Annotated in this window: 18 protein-coding genes; 11 read left to right on the top strand and 7 right to left on the bottom strand. The window is 61.9% G+C overall.

All coding sequences use genetic code 11. The features are described from left to right. Nucleotides 1–140 precede the first annotated feature (140 nt). The 3 genes from mreD to ABDK11_RS05470 all read right to left on the bottom strand — a co-directional run bounded on the left by mreD (nucleotide 141) and on the right by ABDK11_RS05470 (nucleotide 2,780). On the bottom strand, nucleotides 141–620 hold the full coding sequence (gene mreD / locus ABDK11_RS05480; protein WP_346839292.1) for a rod shape-determining protein MreD: 480 nt from the start codon (nucleotides 618–620) through the stop codon (nucleotides 141–143). Beyond that, entirely contained in the window at nucleotides 607–1,473 is an 867-nt protein-coding gene (mreC, locus tag ABDK11_RS05475; protein ID WP_346840179.1) for a rod shape-determining protein MreC, read from the bottom strand. Before mreC ends, mreD begins: the two co-directional genes overlap by 14 nt. 272 nt (nucleotides 1,474–1,745) lie before the next feature. Next, nucleotides 1,746–2,780 (bottom strand): rod shape-determining protein, encoded by a 1,035-nt coding sequence (locus ABDK11_RS05470; protein ID WP_346839291.1) that lies wholly within the window; start codon nucleotides 2,778–2,780, stop codon nucleotides 1,746–1,748. A gap of 370 nt (nucleotides 2,781–3,150) precedes the next feature. Here ABDK11_RS05470 and gatC point away from each other — a divergent pair, with 370 nt between their 5' ends. The 7 genes from gatC to cysZ all read left to right on the top strand — a co-directional run bounded on the left by gatC (nucleotide 3,151) and on the right by cysZ (nucleotide 11,232). After that, nucleotides 3,151–3,438 (top strand): Asp-tRNA(Asn)/Glu-tRNA(Gln) amidotransferase subunit GatC, encoded by a 288-nt coding sequence (gatC, locus tag ABDK11_RS05465; protein WP_346839290.1) that lies wholly within the window; start codon nucleotides 3,151–3,153, stop codon nucleotides 3,436–3,438. A gap of 52 nt (nucleotides 3,439–3,490) precedes the next feature. Continuing rightward, a complete protein-coding gene (gene gatA / locus ABDK11_RS05460; RefSeq protein WP_346839289.1) occupies nucleotides 3,491–4,936 on the top strand; it encodes an Asp-tRNA(Asn)/Glu-tRNA(Gln) amidotransferase subunit GatA in 1,446 nt (481 codons plus the stop codon). Between the two features lie 27 nt (nucleotides 4,937–4,963). Continuing rightward, the gene (gatB, locus tag ABDK11_RS05455; RefSeq protein ID WP_346839288.1) at nucleotides 4,964–6,415 is read left to right on the top strand and encodes an Asp-tRNA(Asn)/Glu-tRNA(Gln) amidotransferase subunit GatB; all 1,452 of its coding nucleotides are present in this window, start codon (nucleotides 4,964–4,966) and stop codon (nucleotides 6,413–6,415) included. A 237-nt stretch (nucleotides 6,416–6,652) separates the two neighbouring features. After that, nucleotides 6,653–8,341, top strand: a complete 1,689-nt coding sequence (locus ABDK11_RS05450; protein WP_346839287.1) for an AMP-binding protein — start codon at nucleotides 6,653–6,655, stop codon at nucleotides 8,339–8,341. A gap of 125 nt (nucleotides 8,342–8,466) precedes the next feature. Next, the gene (locus tag ABDK11_RS05445) at nucleotides 8,467–10,011 is read left to right on the top strand and encodes an amidase (RefSeq protein ID WP_346839286.1); all 1,545 of its coding nucleotides are present in this window, start codon (nucleotides 8,467–8,469) and stop codon (nucleotides 10,009–10,011) included. Nucleotides 10,012–10,079: 68 nt separating this feature from the next. Next, nucleotides 10,080–10,379 (top strand): PA4642 family protein, encoded by a 300-nt coding sequence (locus tag ABDK11_RS05440; RefSeq protein ID WP_346839285.1) that lies wholly within the window; start codon nucleotides 10,080–10,082, stop codon nucleotides 10,377–10,379. A 10-nt stretch (nucleotides 10,380–10,389) separates the two neighbouring features. Next, nucleotides 10,390–11,232, top strand: coding sequence for a sulfate transporter CysZ (gene cysZ / locus ABDK11_RS05435; RefSeq protein WP_346839284.1), 843 nt, complete (start codon nucleotides 10,390–10,392; stop codon nucleotides 11,230–11,232). Nucleotides 11,233–11,423: 191 nt separating this feature from the next. On the opposite strand, the gene ABDK11_RS05430 is transcribed toward cysZ, so the two are convergent. Then, the gene (locus tag ABDK11_RS05430) at nucleotides 11,424–12,104 is read right to left on the bottom strand and encodes a hypothetical protein (protein WP_346839283.1); all 681 of its coding nucleotides are present in this window, start codon (nucleotides 12,102–12,104) and stop codon (nucleotides 11,424–11,426) included. Between the two features lie 211 nt (nucleotides 12,105–12,315). Then, nucleotides 12,316–13,824, bottom strand: coding sequence for a fumarate hydratase (locus ABDK11_RS05425; RefSeq protein ID WP_346839282.1), 1,509 nt, complete (start codon nucleotides 13,822–13,824; stop codon nucleotides 12,316–12,318). Nucleotides 13,825–14,012: 188 nt separating this feature from the next. Between ABDK11_RS05425 and ggt the strand changes: the two genes are divergently transcribed. Further along, nucleotides 14,013–15,788, top strand: a complete 1,776-nt coding sequence (ggt, locus tag ABDK11_RS05420) for a gamma-glutamyltransferase (protein WP_346839281.1) — start codon at nucleotides 14,013–14,015, stop codon at nucleotides 15,786–15,788. Nucleotides 15,789–15,889: 101 nt separating this feature from the next. Here the strand turns inward: ggt and ABDK11_RS05415 are convergent, their stop codons facing one another. Then, nucleotides 15,890–16,648: a hypothetical protein gene (locus tag ABDK11_RS05415; RefSeq protein ID WP_346839280.1), complete on the bottom strand. Its 759-nt coding sequence runs from the start codon at nucleotides 16,646–16,648 to the stop codon at nucleotides 15,890–15,892. A 353-nt stretch (nucleotides 16,649–17,001) separates the two neighbouring features. Between ABDK11_RS05415 and sodB the strand changes: the two genes are divergently transcribed. Further along, nucleotides 17,002–17,583, top strand: a complete 582-nt coding sequence (gene sodB / locus ABDK11_RS05410) for a superoxide dismutase [Fe] (RefSeq protein ID WP_346839279.1) — start codon at nucleotides 17,002–17,004, stop codon at nucleotides 17,581–17,583. A 95-nt stretch (nucleotides 17,584–17,678) separates the two neighbouring features. Further along, nucleotides 17,679–19,568, top strand: a complete 1,890-nt coding sequence (locus ABDK11_RS05405; protein WP_346839278.1) for a DUF885 domain-containing protein — start codon at nucleotides 17,679–17,681, stop codon at nucleotides 19,566–19,568. Nucleotides 19,569–19,688: 120 nt separating this feature from the next. Here the strand turns inward: ABDK11_RS05405 and ABDK11_RS05400 are convergent, their stop codons facing one another. Then, entirely contained in the window at nucleotides 19,689–20,624 is a 936-nt protein-coding gene (locus ABDK11_RS05400) for a universal stress protein (RefSeq protein WP_346839277.1), read from the bottom strand. Between the two features lie 134 nt (nucleotides 20,625–20,758). Between ABDK11_RS05400 and ABDK11_RS05395 the strand changes: the two genes are divergently transcribed. Then, a complete protein-coding gene (locus ABDK11_RS05395) occupies nucleotides 20,759–22,270 on the top strand; it encodes a thymidine phosphorylase family protein (RefSeq protein ID WP_346839276.1) in 1,512 nt (503 codons plus the stop codon). Nucleotides 22,271–22,340: the final 70 nt, after the last annotated feature.

Below are 22,340 nucleotides of genomic sequence, written 5' to 3'. Positions count from 1 at the left end.
TCGTTCGAAAAATGATCGCCCTTTACGCGGCTTTACCGTCGCCGGGGCAGCCGTGCCCGATGGCGACAACAGGGGGTGACTTTAGCGTCTTTGGCGGGATTTTTTTAGCACAGATTTCTCAGATATACGCAGAAAAGAATTCAGCGCACCTGCAGGCGCCCGGCAAAACCGTTGAGCCACGGAATCAGCCACGGCCACAGCAACGCACTGGTGAGCGCCGGCCACAGAAATGTCAGCCCCGGCACCGGCTTACCGGACAGGCTGTGCACCCAGTTGCCCACCACCTGTTCGATACCCACCAGCACAAACACCCACATCAACTGCTGCGCCGGGTTGAAGGCGCGGGTGCGCCGGTAGGTCAGCAGACTGAAGTAGGCCAGTACCGCCAGCGCCAGCGCGTGGGTGCCGAGTGTGGCGCCGGTGACCAGGTCTTCCAGCAACCCCACCAGCCAGGCGAAGCCGACGCCCAAATTCTCCGGCATCCGCGTGATCCAGAAAATCACCACCAAGGCGGTAAAGGCAGGGCGAAACCACAGCCAGTTGTAGGGCAGCGGCATCACCGCCAGCAGTAGCGCCATGACGACAGTGACGGCGATAAACCAGCGGTTATTCGCTTCCAACGCTCTGCTCTCCGGCGCTGTTATCGCTGTTATCGTCACCGTCCAGTACCGCCAGCACAAAGCGACTGCGGTTCATACGCCCGCGCGGCTGCACGTCCGCCTCGACAAAGGCGTGGCCCGGGTCGCGATGTACCGAGATCACCTCACCCACCGGGTAACCGGCGGGGAAACGCCCGCCAAGACCGGAGCTGAGCAACAGATCACCCTCACGGATATCGCTGGTATTGGCCAGATGGCGGAGTTTCAGGCGGTACAGGTCGCCAGTGCCCTCGGCCACCGCGCGCACGCTGTTGCGCAGCACCTGCACCGGAATGGCGTGGCTGGCGTCGGTAATCAGCAACACGCGGCTGGAGGAGGCGCCGGCCTCGATCACCTGACCGAGCAGGCCGCTGGCATCCATAATCGGCGTCCCCAGGTGCAGGCCGTCGTCGCGGCCCTTGTCGATGATCAATACCTGCTCGAGCGGATCCGGAGACACGCCGATCACCTGCGCCACCAGCACTTGTTCGTCCAAGGTCTCGGCGGAGTTCATCAATTCCTTGAGCTGGGTGTTCTCTGCCTTGACCGCGGCCAGTAACTGGCTGCGCTGCTCCAGCAGCAACAGCTGGCGCTTCAGGCGGCTGTTCTCTTCCAGCAGTTCGTCGCGGCTGCGGAACTGCTCTTCGGCCCAGCCGCCCATCCGCGCGGGTGCACCGGTCAGCCAGTAGAAGGGCTCGGCCAGGCTGGCCGCCTTGTCGCGCAACGGTTGCAACCAGTCGGTGTAGATATTGATAACGATCAGTGCGGCCGCCGCCAGGCCCAGCACAAGGATGCGGGATTCGGGCGAGGGACCGCGAGTAAATAGCGGTTTGATGGGCAGACCCCCGTCTACAGGTCAATCAGTCAGTGGGTTATTGTCGCATCATACATCAATGCAGGAACGGCGGGGCGGCCTTCCGCCCATGGCCGCATCCCCGCAGGCACAAAGAGCAAGGCCCTGCCGCTGGTGAACATTCGGGCAACCATTACCGCAGCGGTTGCCGATCGAATACTCACTGGCGGCAGGGCCCGTCCGGAGCCGCGGTGGCGGCCACCGGCCGCCCCTGCACAGTAATGAATTCCCGGAAGGCTCTTTGGGCCTGCCGGTTAGCTGGACACCAGGTACAGGCGGCTCTTGTCCATCATGTCCAGGGCCTTGCCGCCGCCGCGAGCCACGCAGGTAAGCGGGTCGTCGGCGACAATCACCGGCAGGCCGGACTCTTCCATCAGCAGGCGATCCAGGTCGCGCAGCAGCGCGCCGCCACCGGTCAGCACCATGCCGCGCTCGGCGATATCGGACGCCAGCTCGGGCGGGGACTGCTCCAGCGCGCTCTTGACCGCCTGCACGATACCGGTCAGCGGTTCCTGCAGCGCCTCGAGAATCTCGTCGGAGTTCAGGGTGAAGCTGCGCGGCACCCCTTCGGCCAGATTGCGGCCGCGCACGTCGATCTCGCGCACCTCGCTGCCGGCGTAGGCACAGCCGATCTCTTCCTTGATACGCTCGGCGGTAGCGTCGCCAATCACGCTGCCGTAGTTGCGGCGCACATAGTTGACAATGGCTTCGTCGAAGCGGTCACCGCCGATGCGCACGGAATCGGAGTAGACCACCCCGTTCAGGGAGATGATGGCAATCTCGGTGGTCCCGCCGCCGATATCCACTACCATCGAGCCGCTGGCCTCCTCGACCTTGAGGCCGGCACCGATGGCCGCGGCCATGGGTTCCTCGATCAGCCACACCTCGCGTGCACCGGCGCCCATGGCAGATTCGCGGATCGCACGGCGCTCCACTTCGGTGGACTGACACGGGACACACACCAGCACCCGCGGGCTCGGGCGCATCCAGCTGTTTTCGTGCACCTTCTTGATAAAGTGCTGCAGCATCTTCTCGGTCACCTGGAAATCGGCGATGACGCCGTCTTTCAGCGGGCGGATCGCAGTGATATTGCCCGGTGTGCGGCCCAGCATGCGCTTGGCCTCGACACCCACGGCCTCCACAATTTTCTGGCCGTTGTAGTGACGGATGGCGACGACGGAGGGTTCATCCAGAACTACGCCGCGATCGCGCACGTAGATCAGCGTGTTGGCGGTTCCCAAGTCGATAGAGAGATCACTGGAGAACATGCCCCGCAAACGTTTAAACATGGAATTCGGTTACCTTGTACTAATATCACTGCGCCCCGGGGCGGGCGCGGTACGGGTGGACTCAAGCCCGGTATAAAGCCTAATTAGTCCACACAAAAAATTCTGAGTTCCGCAGCGCATTTTGCGGCTTCGCGACCGGTGGCGAGCAGACTCCGGCCAGAATCGGCAAACTCTAACAACGGCGGGGGTTCAGGGCAAGGCTGAATGTCCAAACTTTACCCAGCTGCACCGCGGTTGCCGACCACAAGCGCAACGGTCGCTGCGGTTTTGTGAGAATTGCGCGCTTCTGTGCTAAATTTGCGGCCCTTTGCCCCCGCCGGTCCCATGCCCGCGGGGCCGTTACCGAATCCAGAGCTGGAGCCCTGTCGCCATGGCCGTAGATGCGCAAACCGTAGAGAAACTGGCGGAGCTGGCCCGCATCGCCATCTCCGAGGAAACCGTAGAAGAGGTCAGCAACCGGCTGGGGGACGTACTGAAGCTGGTCGATCAGCTGCAGGCCGTCAATACCGATGGTGTCGAGCCCATGGCTCACCCGCTGGACGCAGAGCAGGTGCTGCGCGCCGACGCGGTCACCGAGGGCGACCAGCGCGAAGCCTTCCAGGCGATCGCCCCGCAGACCGAAGCGGGCCTGTATCTGGTCCCCAAAGTCATCGACTGAATCCGACCGCCGCATCCCGGCGCCCCGAGCTGAAGAATCATCCGGAAGCACCATGCACCAGTTAACCATCGCCGAAATTATTCGAGGACTGCGCGACAAGCAGTTTTCCAGTGTGGAAATCACCCAGGACCTGCTCGATCGCATCGCGCAGCAGGACGGCAACTACAACAGCTTTATCAGCGTTACCGCCGAACAGGCCCTGGCCGGGGCCGCGAGCGCCGACCAGCGCCTCGCCGGCGGCGATGCGCCGGCCCTGTGCGGCGTGCCCATCGCCCACAAGGACCTGTTCTGCACCAGCGGTGTACGCACCAGCTGTGGCTCGAAGATGCTCGACAACTTTGTGCCGCCCTACGACGCCGCGGTAGTGGAGAACTTCAAACAGGCCGGGGCCGTGTCGCTGGGCAAGACCAATATGGACGAGTTCGCGATGGGCTCCTCCAATGAGAGCAGCTACTACGGCGCGGTGAAGAATCCGTGGAACAGCGCCTGCGTTGCCGGTGGCTCCTCCGGCGGCTCCGCTGCCGCCGTGGCCGCACAGCTGGTGCCAGGAGCCACCGCTACCGATACCGGCGGCTCCATTCGCCAGCCAGCGGCGCTGACCGGCACCACCGGTATCAAGCCCACTTACGGCCGCGTGTCCCGCTGGGGCATGGTGGCCTTTGCCTCCAGCCTCGACCAGGGCGGCCCCATTGCCCGCACGGCCGAGGATGCGGCACTGATGCTGTCGGTGATGGCCGGCAGCGACGCGCGCGACTCTACCAACCTGCAGCGCGGGCCACAGAACTATGCCGCAGAGCTGAACAATTCCATCGAAGGCCTGAAGATCGGCGTACCGAAAGAATATTTTGGTGAAGGGCTGAACGCGGACACAGCCGCGCGGGTACAGGCAGCGCTGCAAGAGTTCGAAAAACTCGGTGCGCAGCTGGTGGACATCAGCCTGCCGCATACGGATCTGGCGGTCCCCGCTTACTATGTGATCGCACCGGCAGAGGCCTCGGCCAACCTGTCGCGCTTCGACGGCGTGCGCTACGGCCACCGCTGCGAAAACCCGGCCGACCTGCGCGATCTGTATATGCGTTCCCGCGGCGAGGGTTTCGGCGAGGAGGTCAAGCGCCGCATTCTCGTCGGCACCTATGCCCTGTCTGCCGGCTACTACGACGCCTACTACAACAAGGCGCAGCAGGTACGCCGCCTGATCAAGCAGGACTTCGTGCAGGCGTTCGAGCAGGTGGACGTGATCATGGGCCCGACCACACCGTCGCCGGCGTTCGGCCTCGGCGCCAAGGTCGCCGATCCGGTGTCCATGTACCTGGAGGACATCTACACCATCGCCACCAACCTGGCGGGCCTGCCCGGCATGTCCCTGCCCTGCGGCCTGGTGGACGGTCTGCCAGTGGGTCTGCAGATTATCGGCAACTACCTGGACGAGGCGCGCATGCTGAACGCCGCCCACCAGTACCAGCAGGTGACCGACTGGCATCGGGCCAGCGCCGTTTAACCAGTGCCGAATTAGGAGAGAACCAACGTGGAATGGGAAATCGTTATCGGGCTGGAAATTCACGTCCAGCTCGCCACCCAATCAAAGCTCTTTTCCGGCGCCAGCACCCGCTTCGGCGCGGCGCCGAACACCCAGGCCTGTGCCATCGACCTGGCCATGCCGGGCACATTGCCGGTGCCGAATGAAGAGGCGTTCCGCTTCGCCGTGCTGTTCGGCCTGGCGATGAATGCGGAAATCGGCAAGCGCTCGGTATTCGAGCGCAAAAACTATTTTTACCCGGACCTGCCCAAGGGCTACCAGACCACCCAGCTGGCGGAGCCGATCGTCGGTGCCGGCGAAGTGGAGATTCATCTGGAAGACGGCAGCAGCAAAAAGGTGCGGCTGCACCACGCGCACCTGGAAGAAGACGCGGGTAAATCGTTACACGAAGACTTTCACGGCATGTCCGGCATCGACCTGAACCGCGCCGGTACACCGCTGATCGAAATCGTATCCGAGCCGGATATGCGCAGTGCCGCCGAGGCGGTGGCCTACCTGAAGAAAATCCACAGCATCGTCACCTACCTGGGCATCTCCGACGGCGACATGTCCCAGGGTTCGCTGCGCTGCGATGCCAACGTGTCGGTGCGTTTGAAAGGCGACGAGAAACTCGGCACGCGCACCGAGTTGAAGAACATCAACTCCTTCCGTTTCGTCGAGCGCGCCATCAAGGTGGAGGCCGAGCGCCAGATCGATATTCTCGAGGACGGCGGCAGCATCCCCCAGGAAACCCGCCTGTACGATGCCGACAAGAACGAAACGCGCTCCATGCGCAGCAAGGAAGTGGCCAATGATTACCGCTACTTCCCCTGTCCCGACCTGCTGCCGGTCGTACTGACCGACGACTATGTAGAAAAACTGCGCGGCGATTTGCCGGAGCTGCCGGACGCCAAGAGTGCGCGCTTCCAGGGCGACTACGGCCTGTCTGCCTACGACGCCGAGCAACTGACCCAGGAACGCGCCAGTGCCGACTATTTCGAGACCGTGGTAAAGGCCTGCAATGAACCCAAGCTGGCCGCCAACTGGATGACCGGCGAACTGGCCGCACTGCTGAACCGCGAGGAGCTGTCGATTGCCCAGTCGCCGGTATCGGCGCAACACCTGGCCGGGCTGATCGCGCGTATCAAAGACAACACCATTTCCAGCAAGATTGCCAAGCAGGTGTTCGAGGCCATCGCCGGCGGCGAGGGCGATGCGGATACGGTGATCGACAAGCGCGGCCTGAAACAGGTATCCGACACCGGCGCGATCGAGAAGATGGTCGACGACGTCATCGCCGCGAGCGCGTCCCAGGTGGAAAACTACCGCAACGCGGACGAGGCCAAGCGACCGAAGATGATGGGCTATTTTGTCGGCCAGATCATGAAGGCCTCCAAAGGCCAGGCCAACCCGCAGATGATCAACCAGATTCTGAAGAAGAAGCTGGACGCGCTGCTGTAATCCTGTAAATCCGCCGGCACCGAAAGGGGCGCTCCGGCGCCCCTTTTTTTTGCCCGCTAGCGGCCACTCGCTTGCCACCCGCTCAATCCATATCCCGCCCTCTGCCCCATTTATCCCCCTCATTCGCGACCGGAATCCCCTGTTCTGTTGCAAAACCCACTGGACAACAGGAACAAAGGTCAGGAAAGTAAGGACCAATAATCAATAACAGACAGAGAACAACAAGAGGTAACGGCGATGACCCAGCCCGTCCCCAGCTATACCCGCGGTGAAGCCACGCAACCGCTGATCGAAATGACCATCGGCGACAAGCTCGATCAGGTCGTCAACCGTTTTCCCGACAACGAGGCGCTGGTCAGCCGCCATCAGGGCATCCGCTGGACCTACCGGGAATTCCGCCAGCAGGTTGATTCCTGTGCACGGGCCCTGCTGGCCAGCGGTATCCGCCAGGGGGATCGCGTCGCCATCTGGTCGCCCAACTGCGCCCAGTGGACCACACTGCAGTTCGCCACCGCCAAGATCGGCGCCATCCTGGTCAATATCAACCCGGCATACCGGCTGCACGAACTCGAGTATGCGCTCAACCATTCAGGCGCGCGCTTGCTGGTGACGGCCGAGCGCTTCAAGCAGTCCGACTACACCGGCATGCTCTACGAACTGGCGCCGGAGCTGCGCGACGCCGCCCGCGGCGAGCTGAGCGCAGCCAGGCTGCCGCACCTGCAGGCGGTGGTAACACTGGGCGAGCGGGAATACCAAGGGCTGTGGCGCTGGACTGACCTGCTCACCAGGGCCAACCAGATCGATCCCGCACAACTGGCGGCAGCGCAGGGGCGCCTGCACTGCGGCGACGCGATCAATATCCAGTACACGTCCGGCACCACCGGTGCCCCCAAGGGCGCCACCCTGTCCCACCGCAATATTCTCAACAACGGCTTTTTTGTCGCCGAGAGCATCGGCCTCACGGAAAAAGACCGGCTGGTAATTCCTGTACCGCTGTACCACTGCTTCGGCATGGTGATGGCCAACCTGGGCTGCGTGACCCACGGCGCCACCATGATCTACCCGGGCGAGGGTTTCGATCCCGGCGCGGTACTGGAAACCGTGGCAGCGGAGCGGGCCACGGCACTCTATGGGGTGCCGACCATGTTTATCGCCGAGCTGGATTACCCGGAATTTGACCGGTACGACCTCAGCAGCCTGCGCACCGGCATCATGGCGGGCTCCATCTGCCCCGCCGAAGTGATGAAGGCGGTCAACAGCCGCCTGCATATGCAGGAAGTGCAGATAGCCTACGGCATGACCGAAACCAGCCCGGTTTCCACCCAGACCGCTGCCGATGACGCCTTTGACAAGCGCGTGACCACGGTCGGCCGCACCCAGCCACACCTGGAATCGAAGATCGTCGACCCGGCCGGCGGCGAAACGCTGGCACGCGGCGCAATCGGCGAGCTGTGCACGCGCGGCTACAGTGTCATGCTCGGCTACTGGGACAACGAAGCCGCCACCCGCGACGCCATCGACAGCGACGGCTGGATGCACACCGGTGATCTGGCCTGTATGGACGACGAGGGCTACATCCAGATCGTCGGCCGCATCAAGGATATGGTGATCCGCGGCGGCGAGAACATCTACCCGAAGGAGATCGAGGAGTTTCTCTACACCCACCCCGCCATTTCGGATGTGCAGATCACCGGCGTGCCCGACAGGAAATACGGTGAGGAACTGGTCGCCTGGATCAGGTTGCGCGCAGACGCGGGCACCGTGACAGAAGAGGCGCTACGGGATTTCTGCCGGGGAAAAATCACCCACTTTAAAATCCCCCGCTATTTCAAGTTTGTGGATGAATTCCCGATGACCGTGACCGGCAAGATCCAGAAATTCCGCATGCGCGAAATCTCCATCGCCGAGCTCGGCCTGGAAGAGTGATGCACCGGGGCGCGGCACCAATGGGTGCCCGCCAGTCAGCCGGCAGGCGAGATTTCATTGCAGAATTCGGTAGTATGGGCAGTGCAAGAGACATCCCATGTCCCTGAACTGAACAAGGACTATCCATGAAAACAATAAAAATGCTCGCCTGCGGCGCCGTGGCGCTGCTGTTCGCCACCACGGCGCTCGCCGCCAATGACAATAAAGACTACGCCACTGCCGGCGAACTGCGCGCGGCCCTGAGCGCCGGCCGCACGACCTCGGCCCAGCTGGTGACCACTTACCTGCAGCGCATCAAAGCACGTAACAAATCGCTGCACGCAGTCACCCAGATCAATCCGCACGCGCTCGAGGACGCCCGGCGCCTCGACCGGCTGCGCGCCGAGGGCAAGGTACTCGGGCCACTGCACGGTATTCCGGTATTGCTCAAGGACAACATCGACACCGGTGACGGTATGGCCAACACCGCCGGCTCAGTACTGCTGAAGGACAATTTCCCGCAGCACGATGCCTTCCTGGTGGCCCAGCTGCGCGCAGCCGGCGCCATCATTCTCGGCAAGGCCAACCTGAGCGAGTGGGCCAATTTCCGTTCCACCCACTCGTCCAGTGGCTGGAGCGGCACCGGCGGCCAGGCGCACAACCCTTATGACCTGAGCCGCTCGCCGTGCGGTTCCAGCTCCGGTTCCGCCATCGCCGTAGCCGCCGGCCTGGTGCCGCTCGCAGTGGGCACCGAAACCGACGGCTCGGTAACCTGCCCCGCGGCCATCAATGGGATCGTCGGCATCAAGCCGACGCTCGGCCTTATCAGCCGCTCCGGCATTATTCCCATTTCCATTCACCAGGACACTGCCGGCCCGATGGCGACGACGGTAACCGGCGCGGTACTGCTGCTGGATGCGATGACCGGCCGCGACGACAAGGACCCCGACGGCTTTGCCCCGACCGGCCGCTACGCCGGGCAGCTGGTGAACGGCGGCCTGAAAGGCGTGCGTATCGGCGTGGTGCGCTACCTGATGGGCTATCACCCGCAGACCGATGCCGTCTTCGAGCAGGCCGTGCAGACTCTGCGCTCGAAAGGTGCCACCATTGTCGACAACGCCAATATCGAAACGCTGGACGCCATTGAAGAAAAGGAATTCGAACTGCTGGCCTGGGACTTCAAGGATGCACTGAATGAATACCTGGCCGGAACCACCGGCGACTACAAGTCACTGCAATCGCTGATACGCGGCAACCGCGAACAGGCCGGGGCGGAAATGCCCTACTTCGATCAGGAGATCTTTGTGCAGGCGCAGGCTTCCCGCGGTCGCGATGAGCCGGAGTATGCCGCCCAGGTGGCGCGCCTGAAAAAGCTCGCCGGCGCTGACGGTATCGATGCCACCATGAAGAAATATCACGTGGACATACTGGTAGCGCCGACGACCGCCCCGGCGTGGAAAATCGATCACATCAGCGGCGACCACTATCTGGGCTCCGCCACCACCCCCGCCGCCGTAGCCGGGTATCCGCACATTACCGTTCCTATGGGCTTTGTCGACCACCTGCCGGTAGGTATTTCATTTTTTGCCAGCGCCCGGCAGGAGGACAGACTCATTCGCACTGCGTACAATTACGAACAGGCCAGCCACGAGCGCCGCGCGCCCGAGTTCCTGGCCGGCGATCCGAACTAAAATCGGCCGCCGTCACGGCAGTGGCGGCGGGCCGCCACTGCAACCACCGACAGTTTAAGGAAGAGATTGTGAGCCTGAAAAAAGACAAACAGAAAGTCCTCGGCGAAGTGTTCGACGATGAGCGCATCGCCGGTTTTCTGGTCGGCGAGGCGCCGGATGGCATGGCGCGGGACTATTTCCTGCTGGAGCGCGCCTATCGCAGCATGACCGCGGAAAGCTTCACCACCTTTGTGCGTCTTTTCCTGGAACAGAATCTCGACCTCGACAGCCCCGGCCCGGATGGCAAAACACTGCTGGCACGAATCGAGGAACACCGCCAGGGCAGCGACTACGCGGAAGTCCTTAAGAACGCCGGCGCCCGATCCTGAGGGGCACAGTATGACTTCCAACCCGATACACGGCGTCGATGCCCTGCTTTATGGCGCCCGCCTGCTGACCCGGCGCGAGCTGCGTCGCTTTATCATCGTGCCATTGATCATCAACCTGGTGCTGTTTATCGCGCTGACAGCAATCATGCTGTCACAGCTGAGCGGCCTGGTGGACTACCTCAACAGCCTGCTGTCCAACACACCGGTCAATACCGAGCATATGTCCTGGTTCAGCGCGGCCATGGCCAAGGCCGCGGCCTGGCTGGCCAGCGTTTTTCACTGGCTGGCGTGGCTGATCGCCATCGTGGTGGCGCTGCTGTTCCTGTTCGTTTACGGCTACCTGTTCAGTGTCATCACCAATATCATCGCCGCGCCATTCAATGGCTTCCTGGCGGAAAAGGTCGAGGAGATGCTGACCGGCAAGGCACCGCCAGCGGAGTCACTGCCGAGCATGGTATGGCGCACGCTGGGGCGGGAAATGCGCAAGCTGTGGTATTTCCTCGGCTGGGGACTGGTGATTTTGCTGATCAGCTTTATCACCAGTGTGACCGTTTTCATTCCCGCAGCGCTCGGCGTGTTGTGGGGCGCCTGGTGCATGGCTATCCAGTATGTGGACTATCCGCTCGACAACCACCAGCGCCCTTTCGACGAACTGAAACGCGTACTGCGCCGGCGCAAGCTGACCACACTCAGTTTCGGCGGTGCTGTGATGCTGGCGAAGATGGTGCCGATCCTGAATATCTTCGTGATGCCGGCAGCGGTGGCCGGCGGTACTGCGCTGTGGATTGAGCGGTTGCGGCAGGAGGGGGATCCGGGAACCGACTCGCACTCGCGGGAGTTGCAGCGGAAATAGTGCGGTACGTAGTTATCCACAGCAGGGAATTTTCTGGGCGAGCCTTGTGTTCGCCCTCATTCGTTCTCGGCGCTGTGGATAGTTTAGTGGTGACCTAAAACAACGAGGGTGCACCTGGAGCGCTTTTCAGCGGGCTCTAAAACATAAAAAAAGCGGGCGATGCCCGCTTTTTTTACATTTATAAATGTACTTTACTTGGTATTGACCGCAATCACGGTGTTTTTCTTATCGCGCAGATCCGGATGCGTCCATTGCGGCAGAACCAACTTACTGATGTCCTGCTTGGCCAGATAGGGATACTTGGACCGCAGCTCCGCCGTGTCTTGGTCGTAGTTGTCGGTAATCTGTACGTCGAAGGTGCCAGTGGAGAAACCGGCTACCGCCTGGTCGATCAACGGAATTACAGAACCGGCACGCGGCTGTCCATCCGCACGGGGCTTGATTTTCGCATCGATATTGCCCACGTAAACTACCTGGTTTGCCGGTACATCGATCGCATACTCCAGCGGAAGTGCAGCAATAGCATTCAGCAGCAAGGGCACAGAGCGCGTAAAGGTCACGACTTTGAGGACCGCCTTACCCGGATTTGCCTGGACGCTGACAAAATACTCTTTGCCCCCGGCTCCATTATCGACCACCAGCGTAGGCGCTTTGAAAACGCGTTGCTCGCCATTTTGCTCCAGAACAACCGAAAACAAATCTGGCTGATGCCCCGGCTTATTCAGGTTTACCACATGGACTTTGGCCAGCAGGATACTCTTTGCGGAAACATCGGCATTGCCAGCCCCGAGCGGCATTTTTGCCACATTCGCACACCCTGTAAAAACAACTACCAGCCCCAGTGCGATCAATTTAGTGAGCGTTTTAAACATATAGATCCCCAAATATACTTTTTAGAATTTTGATCTCATTTATATGTATTTATTGAAACGAAACCACTGGCAAATATAAAACGCGCGCCCTTCATAGTCTAGAGGTAGCGGTCACCCACAAAAATACCCGCACAGAACGCAATGGGGGAAGGCGTCTTCGACTACCTTCCCCCAAATTCGCACACCGGTTTGTCACCAAATGGGAAGCGCGTTAAACCGCCCCTTCCTCAATCTTGGCTTTCCAGATCAGCGGCCCGGTCTGGTGCACCGATTCACCCTGGCTGTCCACAGCCACGGTCACCGGCATGTCCTCGACTTCGAACTCGTAGATGGCTTCCATTCCCAGTTCCGGGAAGGCCATGACTTTGGAGCCCTTGATGGCCTGGGCCACCAGGTAGGCGGCGCCGCCGACGGCCATCAGGTACACGGCCTTGTTATCGCGGATGGCTTCGATCGCGACCGGGCCGCGCTCGGCCTTGCCGATCATGCCCAGCAGGCCGGTCTCTTCCAGCATGGTGCGGGTGAACTTGTCCATACGGGTGGCGGTGGTGGGACCGGCCGGGCCGACCACTTCCTCGCGCACCGGATCCACCGGGCCCACGTAGTAGATAAAACGACCAGTCAGGTCCACCGGCAGCGACTCGCCCTTGGCCAGGATGTCGACCATTTTCTTGTGTGCCGCGTCGCGGCCGGTCAGCATCTTGCCGTTCAGCAGCAGCGTTTCACCCGGCTGCCAGCTCAGTACGTCTTCGCGGGTCACTTCGTCCAGGTTCACGCGGCGGGTGTTGCCGCCGGCCTCACGGGTGACTTCCGGCCAGTCTTCCAGCTTCGGCGCCTTCTGGGCTGCCGGACCGGAACCGTCGAGGGTGAAGTGGGTGTGACGGGTGGCGGCGCAGTTGGGGATGATCGCCACCGCCTTGTTGGCGGCGTGGGTCGGGTAGTCCTTGACCTTCACATCCAGCACGGTAGTCAGGCCGCCCAGGCCCTGGGCGCCGATGCCCAGTTTGTTGACCTTGTCGTACAGCTCCAGGCGCAGTTCCTCGGCGCGGTTGGACGCGCCGCGCTCCTGCAGGTCCTGGATATCGATCGGGTCGAGCAGGGATTCCTTCGCCAGCAGCATCGCCTTTTCGGCCGTGCCGCCCACACCAATGCCCAGCATGCCCGGTGGACACCAGCCCGCACCCATCTGCGGCACCATGTTCAGCACCCAGTCGACCACCGAGTCAGAAGGGTTCAACATTGCGAACTTGCTCTTCGCCTCGGAACCGCCGCCCTTGGCCGCCACATAGACCTCGACGGTGTCACCGGGCACGATCTCGTAGTGGATCACCGCCGGGGTGTTGTCGCCGGTGTTCTTGCGCGCACCGTCCGGGTCCGCGAGGATCGACGCGCGCAGCACGTTGTCCGGGTTCTTGTAGGCGCGGCGCACGCCCTCGTTGACCATATCGGTCACGCTCATGTCCGCTTGCCACTGCACGTTCATGCCCACTTTCAGCTTCACCGTTACGATACCGGTGTCCTGGCAGATTGGGCGGTGGCCCTGGGCGCACATGCGCGAGTTGATCAGGATCTGGGCCATGGCGTCCTTGGCCGCCGGGTTGGCCTCTTTCTCGTAGGCCTTGTTCAGGGCCTGGATGAAGTCCTGCGGATGGTAGTAGGAAATGAATTGCAGCGCGTCGGCAACGCTGTGGATCAGGTCGTCCTGGCGGATAGTGGTCATGGCCGCTCCCAATAAGGTCTCTGGGGGTTTACGTCTCAAGGCGGGGGATTTTACACGAAATGCCGGGTGTATTGGCGGCTTTTCCACCAACCGGGGGTCCGGGCTGATGCGGCTGTCAGCGCCGCGTAGAACGATGTTATCGTTGTCGCTCATTCATCCCTTTTTCAAACGCCGTCGAATCAATAATTATGCGTAAACTCCTTTTCGCTCTCACCGCCATTGCTTCCGCCGCGACGATGCACGCCGCCTGCGCCACGCCGGCGCCGCAGGACAAATCGACAATCTCCCAACAGGCCCTGGATGCCACCGCGCCGCCCACCACCATGGCGCGGCTGGCGGCCGCCAAGCCTGTGCAGGCCGAGCACGCCATGGTGGTCACCGCACAGCACCTGGCCACCAAAGTGGGTGTGGATATCCTCAAACAGGGCGGCAACGCCGTAGACGCCGCCGTGGCAGTGGGCTACACGCTGGCGGTGGTACACCCCTGTTGTGGCAACATCGGTGGCGGCGGCTTCATGATGCTGCACCCGGCGGACGGCAAGACCGTATTCCTCGACTTCCGAGAAAAGGCACCGCTGAAGGCGACCCCGACCATGTTCCAGGATGCCGACGGCAATGTGGTCAAAGGGCGCAGTACCCACACCTACCTGGGCGTGGGTGTGCCGGGCACAGTCATGGGGCTGGACGCCGCGCTGAAGAAGTACGGCAGCATGAGCCTGAAGCAGGTGATCGCGCCGGCCATCAAGCTGGCCCGCGACGGCTTCATCCTGCAGCAGGGCGACGTCAACATCCTGCATACGCGCAGCGCGGAATTCGCCAATCATCCCAATGTGGCCAAAACCTTCCTCAACCAGGGCAAACCCTATGAGGTGGGCGACCGCCTGGTGCAACCGCAACTGGCACGTACCCTCGAGCAGATCGAAAAGGGCGGCACCCGCGCCTTTTATCACGGCCCCATCGCCGAAGCGGTGGTCAAGGCCAGCGAGGCCAACGGCGGCCTGCTGAGCATGAAGGACTTTGCCGAATACACGGTTAAATGGGACCAGCCAATCGAGTGCCAGTACCGCGACTACACGGTGATGTCCTCACCACCGCCCAGCTCCGGCGGCACCACCATCTGCCAGATACTGCAGCTGATCAAGCCCTACCCGATGGCCAAGTGGGGCTACGGCTCTGTCGAAGCGACCCACCACCTGGTAGAGGCCGAGCGCCGCGCCTTCGCCGACCGCAACACCTATCTGGGCGACCCGGCGTTCGTACAGAATCCGATCGCCAGGCTGCTCTCGCCCGAGCATGTGGACCAGATGCGCTCGACCATTCAGCCGGATAAAGCCACCCCTTCGAGCGAGATCCACGGCAGCCTCGGCGCTGCCGAGGGCCAGCACACCACCCACTATTCGGTGGTCGATGCCGAGGGCAACGCGGTCGGAGTGACCTACACCATCAACTACCTGTTTGGCGTCGGCCAGATTGCCGCCGATACCGGTTTCTTCCTCAACAACGAGATGGATGACTTCACCTCCAAACCCGGCGTCCCCAATTCGTTCGGCCTGGTCCAGGGTGAGATCAACCAGGTAGAGCCCGGCAAGCGCCCGCTGAGCTCGATGTCACCGACTATCGTGCTGAACAAGGGCAAGCTGTTTATGGTCACCGGTAGTCCCGGCGGCTCGACGATCATTTCCACCACCCTGGAAAGTATCCTCAACGTGGTCGATTTCGGCCTGAATATGCAGCAAGCGGTCGATGCGCCGCGGCTGCACCACCAGTGGTATCCGGACACAGTGCTGATCGAACCCGGCCTGCTGACCCCGGAAACCGAAACTGCGCTGGAGAAGATGGGGCACAAGTTCAGGGAAGTGAAGTCCTGGGGCGCCGACGAGGCCATCCTGGTCAACCCCAAGAGCAAGCTGCTTGAGGGCGCCAACGACCGCCGGCGTCCGGCGGGACAAGCCGCCGGCTACTGATCAGGCTGTTGAAGCACGACTTCTCCAGCCGGGCCTGGACGTCTGCAAGGCAAAAAAAAGGGTGAGCCACAGGGCTCACCCTTTTTTTGTCGCGTACCGGCTTACATCGACGAAGCCGTGCTGCCGCCGTTCTGCAGGCTGCGGACGGCATCGCGCAGCTGCACCAGGTCCTTGTTGACCGAGCGGCGGTAGGCGTCCATGGACTCCACGGCCTCCTCGTTGGCGCCGACACGGGCGGTCAGCTCGGTGCGCACCGAGGCCAGCTGGCGCTCCATCTTGTTCAGAGTGTCCTTGGTCTGACGATCGCTGGCGGTCGCGGACTTGCGCAGTTCGGCCAACGCCGATTCGACCGCAGCCACCTTCTTCAGACTGTCTTTGAGGCCGCCGACCTGGCTGGACAGGGACGCCAGCGCCTTCTTGTTGGCTGCAGTGACATTTTTGTTGGACGCAATGTCCTTGCGGTTGGTGTCGTAGGACACACCCCACAGCTTGCGGATCTCGGAGGCGTTGTCCTTGACCTTGGCTGTCAGCACCTCCGCCGACGCCGATGTCTCCTCGTCCGACATCTCGAAACGCTTCTCCAGCTCGGCGATGCGCTTGTCGGCGTCGACCAGCTGCGCGCGGCTCTCCTGCCACTGGGTGTACAGGAAGGCGGCGGCACCGAGACCGGCCAGGGCCAGGATCAGTGCCACGACACCCACCACCGACACGCCGCCACCGCTGCGCTCCTCCGGCGCGGCGGTGGCCGCCGGTGTCGGTAGGGGCCCCGCGCTGCGGGCACCGCGGCCGATCGGCTTGTTGTCCAGTTGCGGCTCGATTGGAGGGCTGCTGCCGTCCAGTGTGGGCTCTCTGCGTTGCATGGTTGAAATTACCCGATACTTTGTCACAGGCCGGGACTCAGCGGTCCGGCTTCAGATTTGTGGAATTCAGCGGCAGTTATACCAAAAATTGACGAAAAAGTAAGCAGTCACTATCGAAGATTAGCATCTGCCCGACCGCGCCAAATTACAGTTAGTTGGAACTCTGTTGCCGCCAAAAGTGCCACAAACGGCAGCAATAGCGCAAAATCGCCGCCCCGCGCGCGCTCAGCCCCTTGGGTTTGGAAAATTCGTCCCCATCAGACGGTATTCTGATTCAGCTGCGGGTTAATTAAGGTGACCCGCGGGTGTAGAATGCCCCCCACCAATAACCCGGAAACATAAGGAAGGAAGAAATGGCTTTCGAACTGCCCGAACTCCCTTACGCAAAGAATGCCCTGGAACCGCACATCTCCGAGGAAACCCTCGAGTACCATTACGGCAAACACCACAAGACTTACGTCGACAAACTGAACGGCCTGCTGGAAGGTACTCCGGAAGCCGATAAATCCCTGGAAGAGGTCATCAAAGGCGCTTCCGGCGGTGTCTTCAACAACGCCGCTCAAGTGTGGAACCACACCTTCTACTGGAACTGCCTGAGCCCGAACGGCGGCGGTGAAGCCACCGGCGCCGTGGCCGAGGCCATTAACGCTGCCTTCGGATCCTTCGACAAGTTCAAGGAAGAATTCACCAACAGCGCCGTCAACAACTTCGGTTCCGGCTGGACCTGGCTGGTCAAGAAAGGCGACGGCTCCGTAGCCATCGTCAACACCTCCAACGCCGCAACTCCGGTTACCGAAGCCGACCAGACTCCGCTGCTGACCTGCGACGTGTGGGAACACGCCTACTACATCGATTACCGCAATGCGCGGCCGAAGTACATGGAAGCCTTCTGGGCTCTGGTGAACTGGGACTTCGTCAACCAGAACTTCGCCTGATTCCAGCGTTGATCAAAAGAGCGGGCTAAGGCCCGCTTTTTTGTATCAGCCGTATAAAAACAACAACGACTATCAATCGCACACGGGACAGGATCATGAAATTACCCATTTCCCTGCTGGCTGCCGCGATCGGCACCCTGCTGCTGGCCGGCTGCGGCCAGAAACACGACGCCGACACGGCCGTCAAAGCCGCCGCCGACAAACCCGCTGCCCAGCAAACCGCCGCCGACAGCACTGCCAAAAGCACCGCCGGCGACCCCCAGGCCATCGCCGATGCCAACCAGCTGTTCGAGGATCTTTTCCAGCAGCAACTGGCGCGCAGCCCCGAGTTTGAAACCGCGCTCGGCATCAAGAAGGACTACGACAAGTGGGATGACCTGTCCGACGCATTCGCCGCCGAGACCCACGCCCTTAACCAACGCCAGCTGGCACAACTGCAGAAGCTCGATCCGGCCAAACTGGACGACGCCACTCGCCTGAGCCTCGAGCTGTACAAGCGCAACCTGCAGATGGATATCAAAGGTTACAAGTGGCGCCTGTACAACTACCCGGTCAACCAGATGTTCGGCACCCACTCGAGCGTGCCGTCGCTGCTGATCAACCAGCATCGCATCGATGATGTCAGCGATGCCAGGGCGTATATCGCACGCCTGAATGCGCTGCCCACACTCTTCGACCAGCTGATCGCCGGTCTCAAGGAGCGCGCTGACAAAGGCATCATCGCGCCCAAGTTCGTCTTCCCCTATGTGATCAGCGACAGCAAAAACCTGATCAGTGGCGCGCCCTATGACGACGGCAAGGACAACACCCTGTTTGCCGATTTCAAGGGCAAGGTGGCCAAGCTGGAAATCGACCAGGCGCAGAAGGACCAGCTGATTGCCGACGCCAAACAGGCCTTGCTGGAGAGCACCGAACCCGCCTACCAGCACCTGATCAGCTATCTGGGTGAACTGGAGAAAAAAGCCACCACCGACGACGGCGCGTGGAAATTCCCCGATGGCAACGACTTCTACGATTTTGCCCTGAAGCGCACCACCACCACAGATCTCACCGCGGACCAGATCCACACGATCGGCCTCAAGGAAGTCAAACGCATTCACGGCGAGATGCGCGGTATCATGAAGGAGGTCGGCTTCAAGGGCACCCTGCAGGACTTCTTCAAGTTCATGCGCACCGACAAGCAGTTCTACTACCCCAACACCGATGCCGGCCGCCAGCGCTACCTGAAAGAAGCCACGGCGCTGATCGACAACATGAAGGAGCACCTGCCCGAGCTGTTCCTGACGCTGCCGAAGGCGGACCTGGTGGTCAAGGCGGTGGAGCCCTATCGGGAAAAATCCGCCGGCAAGGCGTTCTACGAACGACCGGCCCCGGACGGCTCGCGTCCCGGCATCTACTACGCCAACCTGTACAACATGGCGGACATGCCCACTTACCAGATGGCGGCGCTGGCCTACCACGAGGGCATTCCCGGCCACCATATGCAGATTTCCATCGCCCAGGAACTGAAAGGTATTCCCAAGTTCCGCAAATTCGGCGGCTACACCGCCTACGTGGAAGGCTGGGGTCTCTACTCCGAGTTTGTGCCGAAAGAGATGGGCTTCTACAAGGATCCCTACTCCGATTTCGGCCGTCTGGCCATGGAGCTGTGGCGCGCCTGCCGCCTGGTGGTGGACACCGGCATTCACCGCAAGAAGTGGACCCGCGAACAGGCAATCGACTGGCTGCAGGAAAACACCCCCAATCCGCACGGGGATGTGGTCAAGGCGATCGAGCGTTATATCGTCATGCCGTCACAGGCGACCGCCTACAAGATCGGCATGCTGAAGATTCTCGAACTGCGTGCCAAGGCGAAAAAAGAACTGGGTGACCAGTTCGATATCCGCGCCTTCCACGACACGATACTGGCCAACGGCGCCGTGCCGCTGGACGTATTGGAAGAGCTGGTGGATCAGTGGATTGCCAAGGTTAAAGCCGGCAAGTAATCCTATCGCGGACTGCCGCCCGGCAGTCCGCGCACCTCAGACCGCCAGAGCCAGCTTGTTCTGGCGGGGAGTCCTTAATTCCGTGCGCGGCCGGTACGGAGCAAGATTTCAAGCAGGCTCCTACGGTTTAACCGGCGACACAAAATCACTCGGCTTCAACGCCAGCAGTGAACAGCTCACCTTGCGCAGAATATTTTCCGCCGTATTGCCCATGATAAAACCGGGAATACCGCTGCGCGCAACCGTGCCCATCACCAGGATGTCGAAGCCACGCTCCTCGATCAGCAGGGGGATAAAGCGCTCGGCGCGTGCCACCGCGTGGTGAATCTCCACCGGCCCGCCGATACCCGCCGCATGGATCAGCGCATCCAGCTGGCCGCGATGCCGGGAACCGGCACGTTCGATAATGCGGTCTATCTCTTCGTCGGAGGCCTCGATGGAGACATGCTGGCGCAGGTAGCTGTCCACGTCGTACTCCCAACAGGACACCACGTGCAGCGTGCCGCTGCAGGTGTCCGCCAGTGCCCTCGACAGGCGCAACAGGCGAATCGCCAGGTCGTAGGCGGCGCCGCCCTCGCACTCCGGATCGACAGCCACCACGACATTGATATCCGGCCGCGAATGGCGGATCGGGCGGCACAGCCACACCGGGCAGGGGCACTTGCGCAACAGCTCCATATCCAGTGCGCGGAATCCACGCCCCTGGTCCGCCCCCTCTACATTCTTGATGACCAGATCGAAGTCCTCGTCCAACACACGGCGGGTGATGCGCTCGGCAGGATTTTTCCCACAGTCCACCGCCATCGCCACCGGTAACTCATCCTGCGCCAGGCGCAGGTTGTCACGCACGATCGTCAGGGTCGCCTCGACATGACCGCGCAGGCCGTCGACATAGGCCTCACGGTAACCTTCGAACTCGTCCGGCAGCGGCGGGCAGGCTATCTGCACCTGTAACTCGGCGCCGCTGTTGCGGGCAGTACTGACGGCCTGCATCAGGCCGTCGCTCTCGTCGCCAGCGCCATGACTGACGAACAGGATTTTATGAAAATTCTGCATATCGGCAATCCGGTGTCTGCTACGGCGGGCATAAAAACAGCCCTGACCACCGCCTGTAACTTTAGCTGCCACAATTATTACAGTGATCCCGCCGGCGAAGTGCGGAATCAGCGCCTGAGGTTAACGGGAAGTCTATGGTCGCCACCGGTCAATTGCGCGCCGTGCGTATGGGTATCGATACCCACGAAGAGCCCATCGTGTTCATGCGCAGCGATTGCGCCATCTGCCACGCCGAAGGCTTCACCGCCAACACGCGCCTGCAGATTCACACCGGCGAGCGCCACCTGATTGCCACGCTCAACATGGTCAGTGCGGCACTGCTGCCGGAAGGTACCATCGGTTTCTCCGAGAGCAGCTGGCAGTACCTGCGGCTGGAACCGGAGCAGCTGGTGCGGGTGCGGCACACGCCGCAGGTGCACTCGCTGAGCGCGCTGCGCAAAAAGATCTACGGCCATGAACTGCAGGCGATCGAACTGCAGGCGATCGTGCGCGACATCAACCGCCGGCTCTATTCCGATATCGAGATTGCCAGCTTCCTGACCGCCTGTGCCGGCGAGCGCCTGACGACGGCGGAAGTGATCGCGTTGACGCGGGCGATGGTCGGCGCGGGCAATACCATCCGCTGGCCCAATTACACCCACGTGTTCGACAAGCACTGCATCGGCGGCCTGCCCGGCAATCGCACCACCCCCATCGTCATCGCCATCTGCAGCGCCGCCGGACTGGTGATTCCCAAAACCTCGTCGCGCGCCATCACCTCGCCCGCCGGCACCGCCGACACCATGGAAGTGCTCACCGAAGTGGACCTGAGCCTCGAGCAACTGCAGCGGGTGGTCAACGAGACCGGCGCCTGCCTGGCCGCCGGCGGGCGCGTGGGGCTGAGCCCCACCGATGACCAGCTGATCCGCATCGAGCGCGCGCTGGATCTCGACAGCGAGGGGCAGCTGGTGGCCTCGGTGCTGTCGAAGAAAGTCGCCGCCGGCTCCACCGATATCCTCATCGACATGCCGGTCGGCCCCACCGCCAAGCTGCGCGACCGCGTCCAGGCCGAGCGGCTGATCGAACTGTTTCACGCTGCTGCAGCGGCGCTGCAACTGCGGCTGCGCTGTGTCATCACCGACGGCAGCCAGGCGATCGGCAACGGCATCGGCCCCACCGAGGAAGCCCGCGATGTCATCGCGGTATTGCAAAACCACGCCGAGGCCCCCGCAGACCTGACCGAGCGCGCCCTCTATCTGGCCGCACAACTGCTGGTCATGCAGTCGGGCAGCGACGAATCCAGTGCACTGGCCAGGGCGCGGGAAATCCTGCACTCGGGGCGCGCCTGGACACAGTTCCAGCGTATCTGCGCCGCCCAGGGCGGTCTGAAGGAGATTGTCGAAGCGCCCCACCGCACGGCGCTGCGCGCCGACCGCAACGGTCACCTGCTCGACATGGACAACCGGCGCCTGGCCCAGCTGGCCAAGCTCGCCGGCGCGCCCTCTTCCGCCGCAGCGGGGCTGCGCCTGCACGTCAAGGTCGGGGATCCGGTGATCGCCGGCCAGCCCCTGGCCACCCTGTATGCGGACACTGCCGGCGAGCTGATCTACGCACGGGACTACTTCCGCGATAACCGCGACCTGTTCAAGATCGGTGGGAAACCGTGACATTGCCGCTGCTTACCGCCATCGCGCGGCAATTCGCCACGCCCCGGCCGGCTCGGCTCGATTCAAACCA

Source organism: Microbulbifer sp. SAOS-129_SWC, assembly GCF_039696035.1.
Taxonomy (GTDB): Bacteria; Pseudomonadota; Gammaproteobacteria; order Pseudomonadales; family Cellvibrionaceae; genus Microbulbifer.
This window is presented reverse-complemented; position numbering and strand designations above follow the sequence as displayed.

Coding starts and splice junctions, on each gene's coding strand:
- ABDK11_RS05470 (WP_346839291.1), bottom strand. CDS start 2,780: ATGTTTAAACGTTTGCGGGGCATGTTCTCCAGTGATCTCTCTATCGAC.
- gatC (WP_346839290.1), top strand. CDS start 3,151: ATGGCCGTAGATGCGCAAACCGTAGAGAAACTGGCGGAGCTGGCCCGC.
- gatA (WP_346839289.1), top strand. CDS start 3,491: ATGCACCAGTTAACCATCGCCGAAATTATTCGAGGACTGCGCGACAAG.
- ABDK11_RS05450 (WP_346839287.1), top strand. CDS start 6,653: ATGACCCAGCCCGTCCCCAGCTATACCCGCGGTGAAGCCACGCAACCG.
- ABDK11_RS05445 (WP_346839286.1), top strand. CDS start 8,467: ATGAAAACAATAAAAATGCTCGCCTGCGGCGCCGTGGCGCTGCTGTTC.
- cysZ (WP_346839284.1), top strand. CDS start 10,390: ATGACTTCCAACCCGATACACGGCGTCGATGCCCTGCTTTATGGCGCC.
- ABDK11_RS05430 (WP_346839283.1), bottom strand. CDS start 12,104: ATGTTTAAAACGCTCACTAAATTGATCGCACTGGGGCTGGTAGTTGTT.
- ABDK11_RS05425 (WP_346839282.1), bottom strand. CDS start 13,824: ATGACCACTATCCGCCAGGACGACCTGATCCACAGCGTTGCCGACGCG.
- ggt (WP_346839281.1), top strand. CDS start 14,013: ATGCGTAAACTCCTTTTCGCTCTCACCGCCATTGCTTCCGCCGCGACG.
- ABDK11_RS05415 (WP_346839280.1), bottom strand. CDS start 16,648: ATGCAACGCAGAGAGCCCACACTGGACGGCAGCAGCCCTCCAATCGAG.
- sodB (WP_346839279.1), top strand. CDS start 17,002: ATGGCTTTCGAACTGCCCGAACTCCCTTACGCAAAGAATGCCCTGGAA.
- ABDK11_RS05405 (WP_346839278.1), top strand. CDS start 17,679: ATGAAATTACCCATTTCCCTGCTGGCTGCCGCGATCGGCACCCTGCTG.
- ABDK11_RS05400 (WP_346839277.1), bottom strand. CDS start 20,624: ATGCAGAATTTTCATAAAATCCTGTTCGTCAGTCATGGCGCTGGCGAC.
- ABDK11_RS05395 (WP_346839276.1), top strand. CDS start 20,759: ATGGTCGCCACCGGTCAATTGCGCGCCGTGCGTATGGGTATCGATACC.